The following is an 18,225-nucleotide window of genomic DNA, read 5'->3' on the forward strand; positions in this document are numbered from 1 at the left end:
TATCATTAATTTTTCTCTATCACTAGCTTTAAAGCTTAAGTATACAATTTCACATACTCCAATCTAAAAAGTTAACGACTTCTCATATGATCCCCTAGAAGAAGTCGTTAATTTTCAAGTGCGAATATTAATGAAAGCAGTGAATCATAAATTCTAGGCAAAAATTTTACCATTATCAGAAAAATACTATTTTATATTTCAATCTCGTAGTGCTCACAATTTAGTTATATTATTACTTGGTATCCAATAACTTATCTAAATATATAGACTTCATCTGTTCACTGGCCATTGCTTTTTTTACTGGTGAAAGTTTTAATATTGATGATAATATTGCTGCCATGGCTCTATGACTTGCTAGTGCTCTATTATCAAAAATAAGGTTAGATAACTGACCTTTTTCTATGGCCATAAGTACAACTCTGTGAACTGAAGTTGCTGGAGTTATTATTCTTTTTCCTCTTGATTTTAACATTAGGCTATTATTAAAACAATTTCTTACACATACTCCACAACCTAAACATAAATCTTTATCAACTTCCGCTACTGTTTTCTCCATTGGTGTACCTTTATTTATAACTACATTTTTAATAGCTCCAACAGGACATTTCCTAATGCATTTTCCACAGTTAACACAAGTATCTTTATTTACTTCTGCAATAAAATTAGTAGTTTCAACTGGATGAATTACTCCAAATTTCTTAGCTGCAAGCATTGCTTCACAACAACATCCACAGCAATTACAAATGAAGTTTACTCCCTTTCTAACATTTTCACCACATTGTACTAAATTACTTTCATAAGCTAAATCTAAAAGATCTAAACATTCTGAAGCATCTACTTTTCTTGCATGACCATGCTTAATTAATGATGAAGCTGTAGTATTAAATGTCATACATATATCCATTGGTGAATCACAGGCCTTACCCATATGATGCATTTTATGTCTACAGTAACACATACTAATTCCTATATCACTTGCAGTCTTTATTATATGAGAAGCCCTTTCATAATCTAAAACTTCTACTGAATTATCATTTGTAAGAACTTTTTCTTGAACATAAACTCTACCTAATTTAGTTTCTGCACTATAAAATAGGTCTTTAATAAAATCTTCTTCTACGTTTAAATATTGATAATATAATTCTGCTAATAGTTTTTGATCTACATCTCCTCTCGTTCTCATCATACTAAACTCTAAGAATCCAGCCATTGGAGGTGGTAGCATAAATGTTCTTTTTCCGTCATGCTCAATATCTAGTAGGATTGCTCTACTTGCAAGTTTATCTAAAATCTTTTCTGCTTCTATAGGTTTCATTCCCCATATTTTCGCTGCTTTTTCTATACTAAATGCCTTTATTGGTAACTGTGCAACTAACTCAGCTTCCTTTTCATCGAATAGTACTTCTAATATTTTATAAAGTGTATCTGATGCTGGTGCCCCTTGCGGAAATCTATTTAATCTTTCTTCTAAGCTTTTGTATGCTGATTTTCCAACTATATGTGACATTATTAATATCCTCCATTCACAATCATATAGTTAATTTTACTATCACATACAATTATTTTCTATTTTAAAAATTTTTATACACCCCTCAAGGGTCATAGCTATCAAAAGAAACCATGTTTTTTATCTACTAATCTAAATTTAATTTTTTATTTAAGATATAATTTGAAATTATAAAGTATGCTATAGAAAATAGTATACTTATACCTAACATTACTCCCATAAATATACTCACTGCAGTAATTTCAGAATTATTCATAGTGCCTGTTAAATCTAGTCCTAGCATTAATGGAAGTTGAACCATTGACGCTATTATATTAGTTGCAATATTTAATACTATAAATGCTCCAAATGAAGCTAATATTTTTTGTTTTTGAAATAAACTTCCTATAGATAGTGATGCATATATCATTAGTATTGAAAATACTACATTTATAATCATCATTAATATTATTTCTAATATTATTAAGAATCCCTGAGTTCCAGCTATTTTATTTACATCATTAAAGAACACTGGAATTGTAGTAATTATTTTTGTAAATAATCCTTTTTGATAAGCTAAAATTATAATTGAAATAACTGAAATAACTATGCTTGCTATTGACCAAACTAATGCTACTACAAGCTTACTTAATATATTTTCCCATGGTTTAACAGGTATTGTATTCATTAAGTAGCCTTCATCACATAATAAATTAGTACGATATCTTTGAATTATTATAAATACTGTAACTACAAATATAGCAACCATTATTCCAACATAAATTAATATTGCAAGTATTTGTGGTATATTGCCTAAGATTGTATCACTATTATATAAAAAATCTCCCATGAATATCTTGTTTATAAAAGCAAATATTATTAGTGCTCCATACAATGGAATTAATAATCTTCCTGTGGCCTTGAATTCATATTTTATCAATTTTCCTAACATCTAAATACCTCCCTAAATAACACATCAACACTTTTTTCTTCTTCATCTCTAATTTCATCAACACTCTTAGACAAGTGTACATTTCCATTCGATATAAATATTACATCATCTAATATCTTTTCTATATCTGAAATAAGGTGAGTTGAAATTACAATTGTAGAATTTTCATTATAGTTTTTTATAATTGTATTTAGTATATAGTCTCTAGCTGCTGGATCTACCCCTGCTATAGGTTCATCTAATAAATATAAATCTGCTTCTCTGCTCATTACTAATATTAATTGTACTTTTTCTTTTGTTCCTTTAGACATAGTTTTAAGCTTATCATTTGCATTAATATTTAATTTCTTTAACATATCATAAGCTCTTTCTGAATTAAAGTTTTCATAAAAGTCTGAAAAAAAGTCAATTATATCGCATACCTTCATCCAATCATTTAAGTAAGTTCTTTCAGGTAAATATGATACTATCTTTTTTGTTTCAGTCCCTGGCTTCATACCACAAATTAAAATTTCTCCACTTGTTGGAGTTAAAAGACCATTTGCCAACTTTATTAATGTACTCTTTCCACTTCCATTCGGTCCAAGTAAACCTACTATACGGCCCCTATTTATAGTTAGGTCTATTCCATTTAAAGCAGTTTTTCTACCATAATTTTTAACTAACCCCTTGCATTCCAATACTGAATTACCCATTATTCCATCTCCTTTATAACCTCTTTTAATGTAGTTAATAATCTATTTTTATCAAATCCTATCTTTTGCATTTTTTCTAAAAATTCTTTGATTTCATCCTTTGCTAAGGTTGTTTGCGTGTCTTTAATAATATTGCAATCCTGCGTTATAAATCTTCCACTTGTTCTTACACTATAAACTAACCCTCTCCTTTCTAATTCTGCTAAAGCCTTTTGCATGGTATTAGGATTCACTGTTGCTTCACTTGCTAAATCCCTTACTGATGGAAGCTTTTCACCTATTTTATACTCACCTGATACTATTTTTAATGTTATCTGCTCCACTAGCTGAGTATAAATAGGCCTGCTATCTTTGAATTCCCATGTCATAGTCTCAACTCCTTATCTTGTATTATTGTATTACGTCCTTAATACAATAATATAATTTAAGTTTATATTTGTCAACCATATTTTGGGTATTAAGTTGTTTTTTATATATATTTCTTATGCACTATTTATTAATATTAGATTAATTTTTAATATTTCAGCCGCTATTCTATAATCATTTCTAATAATAAAAAAAGCCTTCCCTGGGGTTAATCCAAATATTGGATTAACCCCGGAGGAAGACCCTTTTATTTACATTTATTTTCTTAAACTTTCATTTCTCACTATTACATCATGACCTGTATAAGCCATTGCTAAAGCAGCTATTAATAATCTATCATGTGCTTTGCTTGTTGTTGTAGCATTTGCCATTTCAACACTGTGACCTACCATTGGACAATCTGTTATTCCTATATATGGATGTATAGTTGGTGCAACATAGCTTACATTTCCTATATCACTTGAACCACCAGTTGACTTAGCTTCTTTTATATCTGTAATACCTAACTCTCTTAAATTACTATTAAACATTTCTGATAATGTTTCATTAGTATTTAAATCATCATAAGGTAATTCATATCTTTCCATCTCAAGTGTTGCTCCAGTCATTAAAGCTGCTCCTTCTGCAATCTTTTTAACCTTTTCTACAACCTCAGTCACTCTTTCCTTAGTTGAAGCTCTAAAATAGAAATCTGCAATTGCTTCATCTGGAACTATATTAGCTGCAACTCCACCTTTAGTTATTATTCCATGCATTCTTACATCTGGTGTTACATGTTGACGAAGTGCATCTATTCCATTAAATAATTGAATAACGCTGTTTAATGCATTTATTCCCTTTTCTGGACATGATGCCGCATGAGCTGTTTTCCCTTTATATATAAATCTTATTGGATATAAGGCACTGCTTGATCCACTTGCTCTAGTTTCTCCATCTGGATGAACTATCATTGCTGCATCTAATTCATCAAATACACCTGCTTCTGCTAATATAACTTTTCCTCCATTAGTTTCTTCTGCTGGAGTTCCATATACTATAACTTTTCCGCCAATTTCGTGTAATACCTTACTTAAAACTACACCTGCACCTGCAGACATAACCCCTATCATATTGTGTCCACATCCATGACCTATTTTAGGCAATGCATCATATTCACATAAATACCCTATAGTCATCCCTGGTTTTCCACTATCAAAAGTTGCTTTAAATGCAGTAGCCATATCTGCTATTGGAGCTTCTATTTTAAAATCATGATCTTTTAAGAATGTAGTTAATGCTTCAACAGCCTTATATTCTTCATTTCCTAACTCTGGATTATTATATATGTAATCACTTATTTCAGCTAATCTTTCCTTAATTAATTGACCTTCGTTATATATTCTAGCCTTCATTTCTTCTTCCTCCCACATAATCTAAATTGCAAATCAACTTAAATTTACACTTATATAAAAATATACTCTCTATCTATCATAGAAAATCCTTATCACCAACAATCTTCTATAACAGATATTGAGCATATTTTAAACTATATATTTATTTATTATACTTAATTTTTAAATCCTATGCCCAACCCATCATCATAGCACAAGTTATAAATATAATACCTAATGCAAATAATATAATTTGTAATGGCATTATCCACTTGAACCATTTTGAATAAGGTATTCCAGCCATTCCTAAACATGCCATTAATACTCCTGATGTTGGGAAAATAGCATTTGAGAAACCATCTCCTAATTGGAATATTAATACTGTTGTTTGTCTTGATATTTCAAGTAAATCACCAAGTGGTGCTAAAATAGGCATAGTTAAAGCTGCTTGTCCAGAACCTGAAATAACAAAGAAGTTTATAAACATTTGAACTGGTAACATTACACATGCTGCTAATAATGATGGTAACTTACCTATAAATGATGATAAACCATATAATATTGTATCTATGATTTGAGCATTTTCAGCTATTATTACTATAGCTCTTGCGAATCCAATTACCATAGCAGCTCCAATCATATCTTTAGCTCCAGCTATAAAAGCTTCTGCCATTTCATCAGCCTTTAATCCACCAACTATTCCTGCAAATACTCCCGTTATTAAGAATACTGCTGCTATCTCTGGAATCCAGAATCCTAGCTTTAATACTCCCCATATAATAACTGCTAAACAAACACCAATTGAAGCAATTATAATTTTATGTGCAAGTGTAAATTTAGTTTCTTCACTTTGAGTTCCTTTTAATTTTTCACGTTTTTCTTGATCTAATTTATACATTGGACTAAACTCAGGATTCTTCTTAATTTTTCTTGCATAAACCATTAAGAATATAATTCCTACTGCTGTTGTTATAACCCATGCAATAGTACGATATGTTATCCCTGAGAATAGTGGAATTTCAGCTATTGATTGTGCTATTCCTACTGTAAATGGATTAAGCATAGCTGTTGCAAATCCTACAATACATCCTAAATAACTTATTCCAACTGCTAATATACTATCAAACCCTAAGGCAAGCATTAATGGAACTAATATTGTTATGAATGGTATAGCTTCTTCAGTCATACCAAATGTTGCTCCACCAAGAGAAAATAATGTGAATATAATAGGAATTATTAATAACTCATTTCCTTTAAATATATTAACAACTTTAGCTATAGCTGAATCTATCGCTTTTGTTCTAGTTATTAAACTAAATGCACCCCCAACTACAAATAAGAATGCTATAATTTCTGCTGACTGTTCAAGACCTTTTACTGGTGCCTGCATTACTTGAAACAATCCTTGTGCCTCATTTTCAACGTATGTAAATGAACCATTTAAAACTACAGTTCTAGTTTGTCCATTAACCTCAGTAGCTACTCTCTCATATGCACAACCTGGTACTATATATGTTGCTATTGCCATTAAAATTATTATTGAAAAAATAATAACTAATGTATGTGGAACCTTTATTCCACCACTAAACTTTTTCCAAAAGCTTTGTCCTTCGTTACCTGCTACATTTTGCATTAGTTTGAAATCCTCCTATTTTTAATATCTTGACATGATAGCTTGAAGGAGATAATCTTTTAAAAATTTTTAACTAATAAGTAATAGTTTTTCATATTTCATTTGATATTAAATAATAAAAAAGCCTTGAGCTTCTCACTCAAGACTATATAATCACTAAAATACCAAATGTTATAATAAAAGTATTTATTATCAATAATATAACCGTTAAGTAATAGCTCTTCACAAATGAATTTGTGACAGTGTTATGTATATTTTACATAACCCCAACACTATAGTCTCAAAGCATCAACTATATGTTTCGGCGAAATTTCCTTTCAATCTACATCTTTGTGCTTACCTCCGTAAATCTACTCTTAAATATCGCAACCTCTATCTACTTCATATCTACTTGTCATTTATAATATACAATTTTTTATGCATATTGTAAAGATTATTTTGCATAATTATTGAATTCCAAAATAAACCTCCGGAAACATCCATTATATGGATGTTCCCCAGAGGCCCTTACATTTATTTGAAATTTATTACCTTTAATCTATGAAGTGCTCTAGTTGCCATAATATACTTAACTAAATCATCTGTATTATCATCAAAGTTAACTATTATAACCCCATCAAATTCAAGTCCTTTAGCATAGTAAGAAGGAACTATAACCTTACCACCTCTATAAATAATGTCTTCTCTATCAAAAGCTAATAATTTAGTAAACTTCTTAAGTTCTGGCGATATTTTCTTAAGATCTTCTTTATCCTTAGTTATAATTGCAATATTATCATAGTTTTCATCATCATATTCTTCTAATGATTCTAAGATAGTATCAATTAAATCATCTTCATTATTAACTTCGATTTCTTCAACATCAAACTTACCCTTTCTTACAAATGGTACTATTGCATTTTCATCTAATAACTTACTTGCATACTCCATGATTTGGAATGTAGATCTATAACTCTTATTTAAAGCATAGTTCTTAACAAATCCACCAAATAAAGATTTAAGTTTAAGCATTGCTGGTTCTTCTTCTACTTTTATTAATCTTTGATTTGCATCCCCAACTATAGTATAGCTTCTACATCCTGTTAACTCTTTTAATACAATGAATTGTAACATACTATAATCTTGAGCCTCATCAATTACTATATGCTTAATATCTTGTTTAGTCTTTTTACCATCAAGCTTAATCATTAAATAAAGAATTGCAGGTAAATCTAAGTATGATAAATCTTTAGTATTAGTAAATTCTTTATAAATATCCACTATATTTTCATTATCTATCCACTTTGCTAAATTTTCTTTTTGAGCCATAAGTTCTCTAACTATTTCTCTGATTCTTATTCTTCTTTGGAACTCTATATTATTTTGTTCAATAACTAATTGCTCCTCTGAAAGACTAGCCAGCTTATCCTTAACTTCAGCATTTAAATTTCTTACTAATTCATCTCTTTTATCTTTAAGCTTTGAAGTAATAACTCTCTTTATCTTTTGACTTCTTCTAAATAAAGGCATGTATTTATAGTGCTTTTCAAATAACTCATTAATTTCTTCTAATCCTACAACTTCTTCATCAAAGAATTTAACTGGCTTGAAATTAAAGTAATTTTCTTCTAATTCTTCACATTTCTTATCTAAAATAGATATAAATTCTTCACCAGCTTTATATTTAATTTCCTTTATAACTTCTTCATTACCTTTTAAAACTTCTTCTAAATAAGCCGTAAAGTCAACTACTGGTTCATTTAACCCAATTTCATTTATTGCAAAATGAGCAAAAGTTTGTTGATTAACATTACTTTCACCTAATGTAGGAAGTACATCTCCAATATAATCAATAAATATATCATTAGGTCCTAATATTAATACCTTATCTCCTAATTGTTCTCTAAAGTTATATAAAAGATATGCAACTCTATGAAGTGCTATTGTAGTTTTTCCTGAACCTGCAACTCCATTAACTACTACAACTTTCATTCTTTCTTCTCTTATGATTTCATCTTGCTCCTTTTGGATAGTCATAACTATATCCTTAAGCTTTTCTCCTGCATTTGATGATAAAATCATTTGAAGAATATCATCTTTAACATCAACATCTGAATCAAAGAATCCTTCTAGCTTCCCTTTTTTAACCATTATTTGTCTTCTTGCTAATATATCTACTGGAACTTCTCCATCTGGTGACTTATAGCTAGTTTCTCCCAATGTCCCTTTATAGAATAATGATGCAACTGGAGCTCTCCAATCTACTATGGCAGCATCAAAACTTCCTTCTGGAGTTAACCCATATCTACCAACATAGATTTGCTCTGCATATCCGTTATCCTCAAAATTAACTTTTCCAAAGTAAGGTGATTCCTTTAACTTTGTAAATTCAGCTAATTTTCTATCTATAGTTCTATACATTTCTTCTTTTACATATCTCTCATGATCAAAGTATTCCATTACTTTATCTTCGTCATCTCTATATTCTTCAATGAATTTTTTTCTATATTCTAATATGTAATCTGCAACGTCTTTTCTTTTTTGTATGTAATTTAATATTTCTTTGCTTAATAGGTCTAAAGTTAACTCTAGATTTTGTTCTTCTTGTAAAAATTCAAATTTATTCAAACTGCCACACCTTTCATTTAAGTTAAGATTAACTACTAATTTAAAATTATTAACTATTATATAAGACATTTAAGGAGTTAAGCTATTAAATCTACTAGCTTAACCCCTTACTTTTATAATTTCCTATTTATCTTTTGATTCATCATCATTATTAGATTCTTTTTTATCTATATCTAATATTATTTCTACATCTGCAGATGCTTCATTTATAATACTTTCTTCTTCCTTCTCAACAGCTTCAATTACTTCTTGCGCAACTTTTTTGTCTATTAAGTCTTCTTCTACCTCAGTAGCTATTTCCTTAGAATCCTTTTTATTATTTTCAAGCTCTCTGCTTTTCTTTTCTTCTTCTCTTTTTATCTTTAATTCTGGATATTTTTCATATACAAATTTAAAGAATTCATCTCCAAAGATAGTTTCTTTTTCTAATAGATATTCAGATATTTTATCTAATAAATCTCTATTTTCTCTTAATATCTCTCTTGCCTTTTGGTGACATTCTCTTATAATTGCTAAAACTTCTTTATCTACTAATGTTGAAGTTTCTTCACTACAATTTCTAACAGCTCTACCATCTAAGTATCTGTTTTGAACTGATTCTAAAGCCATCATGTCAAAGTTATCAGTCATACCATAGATAGTAACCATATTTCTTGCTGTTTGTGTTGCTCTTTCTATATCATTAGAAGCTCCTGTAGATACTAAGTTGAATACTTCCTCTTCTGCAGCTCTACCTCCAAGCATAACCATGATTTGGTTCATTAACTCTTCCTTAGAAACAAGATATTTTTCTTCTTCTGGAAGTTGCATTGTATATCCTAACGCTCCCATTGTTCTTGGAACTATAGTTATTTTATGAACTGGATCAGTTCCTTCTAATAATCCAGCTACTAACGCATGCCCAACTTCGTGGAATGCAACAACTTCTCTTTCTCTCTTAGAAAGTATTCTATCTTTCTTTTCTTTACCAGCAATTATTACTTCAACTGCTTCTTCTAAATCTTCTTGAATAACTAATTCTCTTCCACTTCTAACAGCTCTTAATGCTGCCTCATTTACTATGTTAGCAAGATCAGCACCTACTGCCCCTGGAGTTCCCTTTGCAATTGATTCTAAATCCACATCTGATGACATCTTAACATCTTTAGAGTGAACATTTAATATTGCAATTCTTCCCTTTAAGTCTGGTCTATCAACAATAACTCTTCTGTCAAATCTACCAGGTCTTAAAAGTGCCTTATCTAATATTTCAGGTCTGTTCGTAGCACCTAAAATAACTATTCCTTTAGATGTATCAAATCCATCCATTTCAGTAAGTAATTGATTTAAAGTTTGCTCTCTTTCATCATTACTTTGCATTTGATTATCTCTGCTTTTACCTATAGAATCAATCTCATCTATAAATATGATACATGGAGCCATTTTTTCTGCTTCTTTAAATAAGTCTCTTACTTTAGCTGCCCCCATACCAACAAACATTTCAACGAATGTTGAACCTGAAACAGAAAGGAATGGTACCTTTGCTTCACCTGCAACAGCTTTTGCTATAAGAGTTTTACCTGTTCCTGGAGGCCCAACTAAAAGAGCTCCCTTAGGTAACTTAGCTCCTATTTCTGTATATCTCTTAGGATTATGTAGAAAATCTATTATTTCTGTTAATGATTCCTTAGCTTCGTCTTGTCCTGCAACGTCCTCAAAGCTTACTTTAATATCTTTTTCAACATATACTTTGGCATTACTTTTTCCCATGCCCATTCCCATTGGGCCACCACCCATTTTCTTAGCCATTTTTCCAAATAAGAATCTAACTAAGAAGAACATCAATACTAATGGTAATACATTAAGTATTATGAAGTCCATGAATACAGATTGTTGTTTTGTTATTTGAGGATAATATTTAACATCATTATCTAATAATAACTTTATTAAATCTGGATTATTTGCATTACCAGTATAAAGAACTTTTCCCTTCATATCACTTGTATCTTGTGGTGTAATTACAAGTGCTGTTCCATCAACAGTAACTTCTTTAACTTCCTTATTTTCAACCATTTGAACAAATTCATTATAAGAAATTTCTTTTGTAGTTAACATTTCTTTTGCTGTTGAAAATGAGTATAAAAATAAGAAGGCTATAACTGCATAAATAATTAAAAACTTTTTATTATTATTCTTTTTTTCTCCATCTTTTCTATTGTTCACATTATTATTCATACTTTTAAAATCTCCTACTAAACTCTAAAGCGTTTTATAAAACCATTTACTCTATTTTTCCAAAGTCTTTCCATGGATATACCTTTATTTGAGCTTTACCTTTTATTTCACTTCCATCAATATATGGATCTTCCCAATATCTAGAATCTAGAGACCAATATCTATTGTCCCCTAAAAAGAAATACTTTCCTTCTGGTACTGTAAACTCTCCACTATAATTATCTGCTGTCCCTATGTAATTCTCCTCTAGGGTTTCACCATTTACAGTTACTGTGCCATCATTAATAACAATGTTATCACCAGGTAAACCTATTAACCTTTTAATCATATCTTCATTTTTCTCTTCTGAATGAAAAACTACTATATCTCCTCTTTTTAGATTTTCTGGATTATAAACCCTAGTAACAAATAACCTATCACCTACATTTAATGTCGGTACCATAGATTCTGATGGAATTTTAACCTTAAATATTAAGAATTTATTTATTAAGATAGCTAATATTACAGCTATTACTATAGGTACAACCCAATCATTAAAGAAATTTGATTTCTTTACTTTTTGACTCACTCTTCCCACATACCTTTCATTAAACTATTAATTTTATTTTTTCTTTCTTTTGTAGCATCTTCATCTACATAAAATGAATTATTGCACATTACCACTACGTCGCCATCCTTAGGTTCCTTATCAAATAAATTTATATCTATTAAGATTATATCCTGTTTATCATCTTCTAAAACAACAGATTTATTTTCTATTCTATCTACTATAAATCTTCTATCCTTCATAACAGCTAGCGATAATTGCTAAATCCACCTTTCATATTTATATTAATTAAATATAAAACTTTAATAACTACTTATAAGTATATCACAATTAATTAATAACTAATAGTATTACTCTCCATTATATATCATTATTATGTCAGTTTTGTTACAAAAAAAGCTATATCAAACTATTTTTGATATAGCTCTTAATATTAAATTTACCACTTAAATATAAACTGAATCTAAACTAATTCTAAACTTCTAAAGATAAAAGTTCTTCATAGCTTTGTCTCTTTGATACAACTCTAGCTAATCCATCTTTTACAAACACAACTGCTGATTTTGGATTCTTATTATAATTACTAGACATTGAAAATCCATATGCACCTGTTGAAAATACTGCTAATATATCTCCTATATCAGGCTTTTGAATACAAATGTCATTAACCAAAATATCTCCTGATTCACAGCATTTACCTGCTATTGCAACTCTATCATTACATTTATTAGTAATTTTATTTGCTATAGCCATTTCATACTTAGCTCCATATAATGCTGGTCTTATATTATCTGTCATTCCTCCATCTACTGAAACATAAGTCCTAACCCCTTCAATTTCTTTAATTGCTCCGATTGTATAAAGAGTAGTTCCTGCATTTCCTACTATGGATCTACCTGGTTCTATAGTTAAAATAGGCCTTTCTATATCTAGTTTATCACATACCTCATCTACTTTATTTAATATAGAAGTACAATAATCCCTTGTTTCTTTTGGTTTATCTTCATCGGTATAATGTATACCAAATCCACCACCCAAATCTAATTCAGGTATTGTATGTCCTGTTTCTTCTTTAATATCTTTTATAAATCCAAGCATAACTTCAACTGCATCTTCATAAGGCTGTATCTCAAAAATTTGTGAACCTATATGACAATGTAATCCTCTTAAATTTAGATTTTCACAATCTAACGCTAACTTTACCGCATCCATTATTGTATCTCCAACTGGTGCAAATCCAAATTTAGAGTCTATTTGTCCCGTTTTTATATAATCATGAGTATGAGCCTCTATTCCTGGTGTTAATCTTAAATATATATTTTGCTTTTTATTATATTTTTTAGCTATTTCATTTAATCTTTTCATTTCATCCAAATTATCAACTACAAATACTCCAACACCTAGCTTAACACCTAATTCAACTTCATTTACACTCTTATTATTGCCATGGAAATATACTTTATCTAAAGGAAATTCTGCTTTATAAGCTGTGTATAACTCTCCTCCTGATACTACATCTAAATAAAGTCCCTGCTCACATATAAGTCTACACATTGCCTTAGTTAAAAACGCTTTGCCTGCATAAGCTACTCTATTATTATTTTCTAAACATTTAAAATCTCTATAATATTTTTTACATGTGTCTATCAAAAGACTTTCATCCATTACATATAGTGGTGAACCAAATCTATTCACTAACTCTGTTGAGCTAACTCCCCCTATAAATAGCTCATTTTCTTTAATTTCCATCGCCCCAAATAATTTCATTGCTATTGCCTCCAATTAATTATAAATTACTAATACAAAAAAACTACCACTATAAAAAACCTATAGTGGTAGTTTTGCTTATTAAAATGCAATTTTTTATCTAAAATAAATTCAATTATTTAAATTGAATAATTTAATAATCGCACCTTTTTAGCACTCCACTTCCGTGACAGTTATGCATATATTATATGCATACCCAGAAATAACCCTTTACATAAGTTACTCCTTCGGCTGTTATACCTTTCATAAATGATCATTGCCTGTCGGCTCCTATTTATTACTATTTATAAACAGCACCTCTAACATAGGTATTCTATTAGCTTCTATATTGTATGTTTATGTTTAATAATATGATACCATATAACTAAAATTATTCAACCATATTTTTAATATTATTCCATTTTAATTATTCACTTCTATATTTATCCATAAGATTACTCATAGTATCTCCATTTGATGGTGGTGTATAAGTAATAGCATTAGCCCCTGCTTCTATAGTTCTTCTTATACTTTCTTCAGTTGGTCCACCTGTTGCTATAATAGGAAACTCAGGAAACTCTTCTCTTATCTTTCTTACTATTTCAGGAGTATTTTTTCCTCCAGATACATTTAATATTGTAGCTCCAGCTTCTATTCTTTCTCTTATATTTTCATGAACTGAAACTACTGTAACTATTAAAGGAATGTCTATTGTTTTTCTTATCTTTGAAACTACTTCATTAGATGTAGGCGAATTTACAACTACTCCCATAGCCCCCTTAAACTCTGCATCTAATGCTAAATTAACTACTCTTTTGCCTTGAGTTATTCCTCCACCAACTCCGCAAAAAACAGGTACATCTGCAGCCATAACTAATGCTGCTGTTATTAACGGTTGAGGGGTAAATGGATATACAGCTATTATTGCATCTGCATTAGTGTTTCTTATAATTGCAACATCAGTTGTAAATAATAATGATTTTATTCTCTTTCCAAATATCTTTATTCCTGAGCAATCTCTAATGCAAGATGGCACTTCTACTACATGACTTCTCAGAAGCCCTTTAATTTCAGGCACAGTTTTATTTCTTTTTATCTCCATTAAAACACCTCTATTACTAAATTTATAAATCTTATTATACTATTTTAAATCAAATTTTAAAGAAGTTTATAATAAATTACGTCAATTTTAACAGTTACTCTATAAATTTTAACAATTATTTGATAAAATATGTTTATATACAACTAAAATTGAATTAAAATGTGCTCTTACTTTTCAATTTAGCTACTAAACTCTACTACTATAAAAAATTTAAGTAATAAGTCTTCTTAAAAAATTGGATGGAGGTTTTTAAATGAACCTATTAAAAAATTATTATCCACCCTATGTAATCCTTTCCGTGCTATATTTATTTTTTATTGCCTTTGCTTTTTGCTTAGATTCACCATCTGAAATTTTTCATGGTCTGAAATCCATAATATTGTCTTCAGACATATTAATCACTGATTATATGGAAGTTGGTGGAATTGGTGCTGCTTTAGTAAATGCTGCTCTAACAAGTTTATTGTCACTATTACTTTTAATTATTATAGGAATTAAACCTAATGGTTCAACAATAATGTCTTTATGGCTAATGACAGGGTTTTCTTTTCTAGGTAAAAACATATTTAATATTTGGCCTATTATATTAGGTGTTTATTTATTTTCTAGATATCAAAAAGAACCATTTCTTAATTACATATTAGTTGCTTTATTAGGTACTTCTCTTTCTCCTATAGTAAGTCAAATTAGTTTTGGAAATAATCAGTATAATCTTGGTTCAATAATTTGGGGTACACTGCTTGGTATTGCAGTTGGCTTTGTTCTGCCTCCTATAGCTTCACATAGTATAAAAGCTCATAATGGATATAACTTATATAATATTGGATTTGCTAGTGGATTACTTGCTACATTATTGATGTCAATAATGAGAGGTTTCGGTATTAACTTAGATTCTAGACTTATTTGGCATAGTGGATCAAATAAAATTTTATTTATTTTGCTTATTATTTGTTGTATTTATTTAATTATTATTGGAGTTATTTATGGTAAAAATAATAAAACTAACCTTACTAATATTAATAAACAAACTGGTAGATTAATAAGTGATTTCTATATTTTATTTAGGGAAACTACATATATTAATATGGGAGTATTAGGTATTTTAGCAACTTGTTTTGTTATTCTTATTGGTGGAGATTTAAATGGTGCTACTATATGTGGAATTTTTACTATAATAGGATTTGGATGCTTTGGTAAAAATATAAAAAATACTATTCCTATAGTTATTGGCGCTACCATAGCTGCTATATTTAATATAAATGAAGTTACTTCACCTTCTTTATTGTTATCTATATTATTTTCAACTACACTGGCTCCCATTTGTGGTAAATTTGGGTGGAAATATGGTATTTTAGCTGGTATAATTCATGTTAATATAGTTACAAATATAGGATATTTACATGGTGGTCTTAATCTTTATAACAATGGTTTAGCAGGCGGATTTGTTGCAATGATATTAATTCCATTAATAACCACCTTTAAAAAGGAGATTTAACTTATGAAATTTAAAATTGAAAAAAACATTAAGATTATTAATGAATTAATAGCCTATTTTTATAAATTAGGGACTATTGATGTTCATATTGATTTAAATTCTGATGATGAAAATTCTTATTTTGATATCTATGGACAAGTTGACAATGTTTCAAAAAATGAATTAGAGTCTTTATCTTCTATTTTAAATACTCCAAGGCAATATGAAGTTGAAAATTATTATTGGAATCTTGGTGGAGAATGTGAGTTTGACTCTGAACTTACATTAGTAGGAATGATGGTAAATTCAGCTAAAATTTCTTATAAAGATGGTATTTTAAAAATTAGTATAATTAGACAAGAAGCTAACTAAAAAGGTTAAGAGTTGCTTATAGTAACTCTTAACCTTTTTTACTAAAGTATAATTTCAACAGGTTTATTTATTTCTATTCCATCCTCTGTTACTATGCAATTATATGCAAAAATGTCTACTCCATTTTCCTTAGCAAATCTTAGAGCTTCACCAAATTCTTTATCTCTCATATCATTTGGAGAGAATTTATTTACATCTTCTAGCTGTATTAAAAACATTGCACCAGCTCCATATCCTTGCTTTTTTGCCTCCACTAATTCTAATAGATGCCTTGCTCCTCTTTCTGTTGGTGCATCTGGAAATCTAGCATATCCATTTTCCTCTAGGGTAACACCCTTTACCTCTAGAAAATATTCTTTTCCTTCATCTGTAGATATCTTAAAATCAAATCTACTCTTTCCAAATGTTTTTTCTCTTAAAATATTAGTATAATCTTCAAGACCTTTTATCTTTTTATTTCTTAATGCTTCATCAACTACCTTGTTAGGTATCTGTGAATCTATGCTTATGAGTTTTTCTCCCTTATATACTGCCATTAAATCATAGGGGGTCTTCCTTGTAGGATTAGGTTCCTCTCTTAAAAATACAGTACATCCTGGTATTAAGATTTCCTTACATCTACCTGTATTAGGTACATGAACCTTTATCTCTTCTTCATTAAGTTTGACAATTGCATTAAATCTATTAGGTCTGCTTATAAATTCTGCTTTAAGTATTTTTTTATTATATTTCATGTTTTCTCCTTAAAATATTACATTTTACCTTAATATTATTCATTTATTTATATAATATTATATCTTCTAATAATATTTATCCACAACTTTTCATTTTACAATTAAACTTTTTATTTCTATATTTAGTAAAAAATCATGTTATCCACAGATTTTATCCACAATTATGTTAATATTGTTGATAACTTTTTAATAGAATATTTGTTCGATATTTTTAATTCAACATTGTATGTGTTTTTTCTACAATACCCCCTATCTTGTTATATATTTTTCTGATACCCTAATATATTGTGTCAATAGGTTTAGAAAAGTTTTCAACAGTTTTTTAAAGTTATCCACATTTTGTGGATAACTTTAAACATTACTAAGATACTTTATACACATAGATAAAATTATCCCCATTAATTTATTTATAAAATTTCTTTTAACTATCAATTATATTTTCCTATTTATTAACTTCTTACACTTATTTCAAAGAGTTTAAAGTAAAAAAAATAAGCTGTAGTCTATTAGATTATTTTCATCTAATATAAACTCCAGCTTAATTAATTTAAACTAATTTCTTTTTCATAAATATTGTTACTAAATATTGAACTATAAATATTCCCGGGCCTAAAAGTGCTGTTAATATAGGCCATACAAGATGATTTTGTAATTTTTCTTTAGCTAATTTATATGAACAAAATACTGCCGCTATTAATAATGCATATGAAACTATGTATGCCATTTGGTCATCCCCCTAGTATTTGATAATTTTTATTCTATATAATAAATTTCAAAATCTCAATATAAATAATATGTTTTTACTCATTATTCATAAAATTTTAATTTATGAATTTTCTTTTAAAAAATTTTTTAAAAAACCTTTACATTTTTTTTTTGCTATGCTATCATATGTCTTGTAATTGAATAAGCAAGCGTGTTACTGGT

General features: G+C 29.0%; 16 protein-coding genes and 2 riboswitches. Of the genes, 2 read left to right on the plus strand and 14 right to left on the minus strand.

Features of this window, described 5'->3' with window-relative positions:
• Positions 1 to 232: 232 nt before the first annotated feature.
• The 12 genes from I2E98_RS03005 to I2E98_RS03060 form a co-directional block, all read right to left on the minus strand.
• A complete protein-coding gene (locus I2E98_RS03005; RefSeq protein WP_195467484.1) occupies positions 233 to 1,507 on the minus strand; it encodes a 4Fe-4S binding protein in 1,275 nt (424 codons plus the stop codon).
• A gap of 127 nt (positions 1,508 to 1,634) precedes the next feature.
• Positions 1,635 to 2,438 (minus strand): ABC transporter permease, encoded by an 804-nt coding sequence (locus tag I2E98_RS03010; RefSeq protein WP_195467485.1) that lies wholly within the window; start codon positions 2,436 to 2,438, stop codon positions 1,635 to 1,637.
• A complete protein-coding gene (locus I2E98_RS03015) occupies positions 2,432 to 3,133 on the minus strand; it encodes an ABC transporter ATP-binding protein (protein WP_195467486.1) in 702 nt (233 codons plus the stop codon). Before I2E98_RS03015 ends, I2E98_RS03010 begins: the two co-directional genes overlap by 7 nt.
• Positions 3,133 to 3,501, minus strand: coding sequence for a GntR family transcriptional regulator (locus I2E98_RS03020; protein WP_195467487.1), 369 nt, complete (start codon positions 3,499 to 3,501; stop codon positions 3,133 to 3,135). Before I2E98_RS03020 ends, I2E98_RS03015 begins: the two co-directional genes overlap by 1 nt.
• Before the next feature lie 255 nt (positions 3,502 to 3,756).
• Positions 3,757 to 4,890, minus strand: coding sequence for a M20 family metallopeptidase (locus I2E98_RS03025; protein WP_195467488.1), 1,134 nt, complete (start codon positions 4,888 to 4,890; stop codon positions 3,757 to 3,759).
• A gap of 169 nt (positions 4,891 to 5,059) precedes the next feature.
• Positions 5,060 to 6,502, minus strand: coding sequence for a YfcC family protein (locus I2E98_RS03030; protein WP_195467489.1), 1,443 nt, complete (start codon positions 6,500 to 6,502; stop codon positions 5,060 to 5,062).
• Between the two features lie 207 nt (positions 6,503 to 6,709).
• Positions 6,710 to 6,885: riboswitch (Lysine riboswitch) on the minus strand.
• A 130-nt stretch (positions 6,886 to 7,015) separates the two neighbouring features.
• Positions 7,016 to 9,109: an AAA family ATPase gene (locus tag I2E98_RS03035; protein ID WP_195467490.1), complete on the minus strand. Its 2,094-nt coding sequence runs from the start codon at positions 9,107 to 9,109 to the stop codon at positions 7,016 to 7,018.
• Positions 9,110 to 9,232: 123 nt separating this feature from the next.
• Complete coding sequence (ftsH, locus tag I2E98_RS03040) at positions 9,233 to 11,323, minus strand: ATP-dependent zinc metalloprotease FtsH (protein ID WP_195467491.1); 2,091 nt, start codon at positions 11,321 to 11,323, stop codon at positions 9,233 to 9,235.
• Between the two features lie 46 nt (positions 11,324 to 11,369).
• Positions 11,370 to 11,891: a signal peptidase I gene (lepB, locus tag I2E98_RS03045; protein WP_291656599.1), complete on the minus strand. Its 522-nt coding sequence runs from the start codon at positions 11,889 to 11,891 to the stop codon at positions 11,370 to 11,372.
• Positions 11,888 to 12,112 (minus strand): DUF3006 domain-containing protein, encoded by a 225-nt coding sequence (locus I2E98_RS03050; RefSeq protein ID WP_195467493.1) that lies wholly within the window; start codon positions 12,110 to 12,112, stop codon positions 11,888 to 11,890. The genes lepB and I2E98_RS03050 overlap by 4 nt, the downstream gene beginning before the upstream one ends.
• A gap of 232 nt (positions 12,113 to 12,344) precedes the next feature.
• A complete protein-coding gene (lysA, locus tag I2E98_RS03055) occupies positions 12,345 to 13,637 on the minus strand; it encodes a diaminopimelate decarboxylase (protein WP_195467494.1) in 1,293 nt (430 codons plus the stop codon).
• A gap of 143 nt (positions 13,638 to 13,780) precedes the next feature.
• A riboswitch (Lysine riboswitch) is annotated at positions 13,781 to 13,947 on the minus strand.
• Between the two features lie 96 nt (positions 13,948 to 14,043).
• A complete protein-coding gene (locus I2E98_RS03060; protein WP_195467495.1) occupies positions 14,044 to 14,718 on the minus strand; it encodes a hydrolase in 675 nt (224 codons plus the stop codon).
• A 253-nt stretch (positions 14,719 to 14,971) separates the two neighbouring features.
• On the opposite strand from I2E98_RS03060, the gene I2E98_RS03065 reads away from it, so the two are divergent.
• Positions 14,972 to 16,213 (plus strand): DUF1576 domain-containing protein, encoded by a 1,242-nt coding sequence (locus I2E98_RS03065; protein ID WP_195467496.1) that lies wholly within the window; start codon positions 14,972 to 14,974, stop codon positions 16,211 to 16,213.
• Between the two features lie 3 nt (positions 16,214 to 16,216).
• A complete protein-coding gene (locus tag I2E98_RS03070; RefSeq protein WP_195467497.1) occupies positions 16,217 to 16,564 on the plus strand; it encodes a hypothetical protein in 348 nt (115 codons plus the stop codon).
• Positions 16,565 to 16,605: 41 nt separating this feature from the next.
• On the opposite strand, the gene sfsA is transcribed toward I2E98_RS03070, so the two are convergent.
• Positions 16,606 to 17,298: a DNA/RNA nuclease SfsA gene (gene sfsA / locus I2E98_RS03075; protein ID WP_195467498.1), complete on the minus strand. Its 693-nt coding sequence runs from the start codon at positions 17,296 to 17,298 to the stop codon at positions 16,606 to 16,608.
• Positions 17,299 to 17,845: 547 nt separating this feature from the next.
• Positions 17,846 to 18,022, minus strand: coding sequence for a hypothetical protein (locus I2E98_RS03080; RefSeq protein WP_195467499.1), 177 nt, complete (start codon positions 18,020 to 18,022; stop codon positions 17,846 to 17,848).
• Positions 18,023 to 18,225 lie beyond the last annotated feature (203 nt).

It is taken from the genome of Clostridium sp. D43t1_170807_H7 (assembly GCF_015555905.1).
In the GTDB taxonomy this organism is placed as follows: domain Bacteria; phylum Bacillota; class Clostridia; order Clostridiales; family Clostridiaceae; genus Clostridium.

Excerpts from the sequence above, each read along its gene's own strand:
- I2E98_RS03005 (WP_195467484.1), bottom strand. The coding sequence starts at position 1,507 with ATGTCACATATAGTTGGAAAATCAGCATACAAAAGCTTAGAAGAAAGA.
- I2E98_RS03010 (WP_195467485.1), bottom strand. The coding sequence starts at position 2,438 with ATGTTAGGAAAATTGATAAAATATGAATTCAAGGCCACAGGAAGATTA.
- I2E98_RS03015 (WP_195467486.1), bottom strand. The coding sequence starts at position 3,133 with ATGGGTAATTCAGTATTGGAATGCAAGGGGTTAGTTAAAAATTATGGT.
- I2E98_RS03020 (WP_195467487.1), bottom strand. The coding sequence starts at position 3,501 with ATGACATGGGAATTCAAAGATAGCAGGCCTATTTATACTCAGCTAGTG.
- I2E98_RS03025 (WP_195467488.1), bottom strand. The coding sequence starts at position 4,890 with ATGAAGGCTAGAATATATAACGAAGGTCAATTAATTAAGGAAAGATTA.
- I2E98_RS03030 (WP_195467489.1), bottom strand. The coding sequence starts at position 6,502 with ATGCAAAATGTAGCAGGTAACGAAGGACAAAGCTTTTGGAAAAAGTTT.
- ftsH (WP_195467491.1), bottom strand. The coding sequence starts at position 11,323 with ATGAATAATAATGTGAACAATAGAAAAGATGGAGAAAAAAAGAATAAT.
- I2E98_RS03050 (WP_195467493.1), bottom strand. The coding sequence starts at position 12,112 with ATGAAGGATAGAAGATTTATAGTAGATAGAATAGAAAATAAATCTGTT.
- lysA (WP_195467494.1), bottom strand. The coding sequence starts at position 13,637 with ATGAAATTATTTGGGGCGATGGAAATTAAAGAAAATGAGCTATTTATA.
- I2E98_RS03060 (WP_195467495.1), bottom strand. The coding sequence starts at position 14,718 with ATGGAGATAAAAAGAAATAAAACTGTGCCTGAAATTAAAGGGCTTCTG.
- I2E98_RS03065 (WP_195467496.1), top strand. The coding sequence starts at position 14,972 with ATGAACCTATTAAAAAATTATTATCCACCCTATGTAATCCTTTCCGTG.
- I2E98_RS03070 (WP_195467497.1), top strand. The coding sequence starts at position 16,217 with ATGAAATTTAAAATTGAAAAAAACATTAAGATTATTAATGAATTAATA.
- sfsA (WP_195467498.1), bottom strand. The coding sequence starts at position 17,298 with ATGAAATATAATAAAAAAATACTTAAAGCAGAATTTATAAGCAGACCT.
- I2E98_RS03080 (WP_195467499.1), bottom strand. The coding sequence starts at position 18,022 with ATGGCATACATAGTTTCATATGCATTATTAATAGCGGCAGTATTTTGT.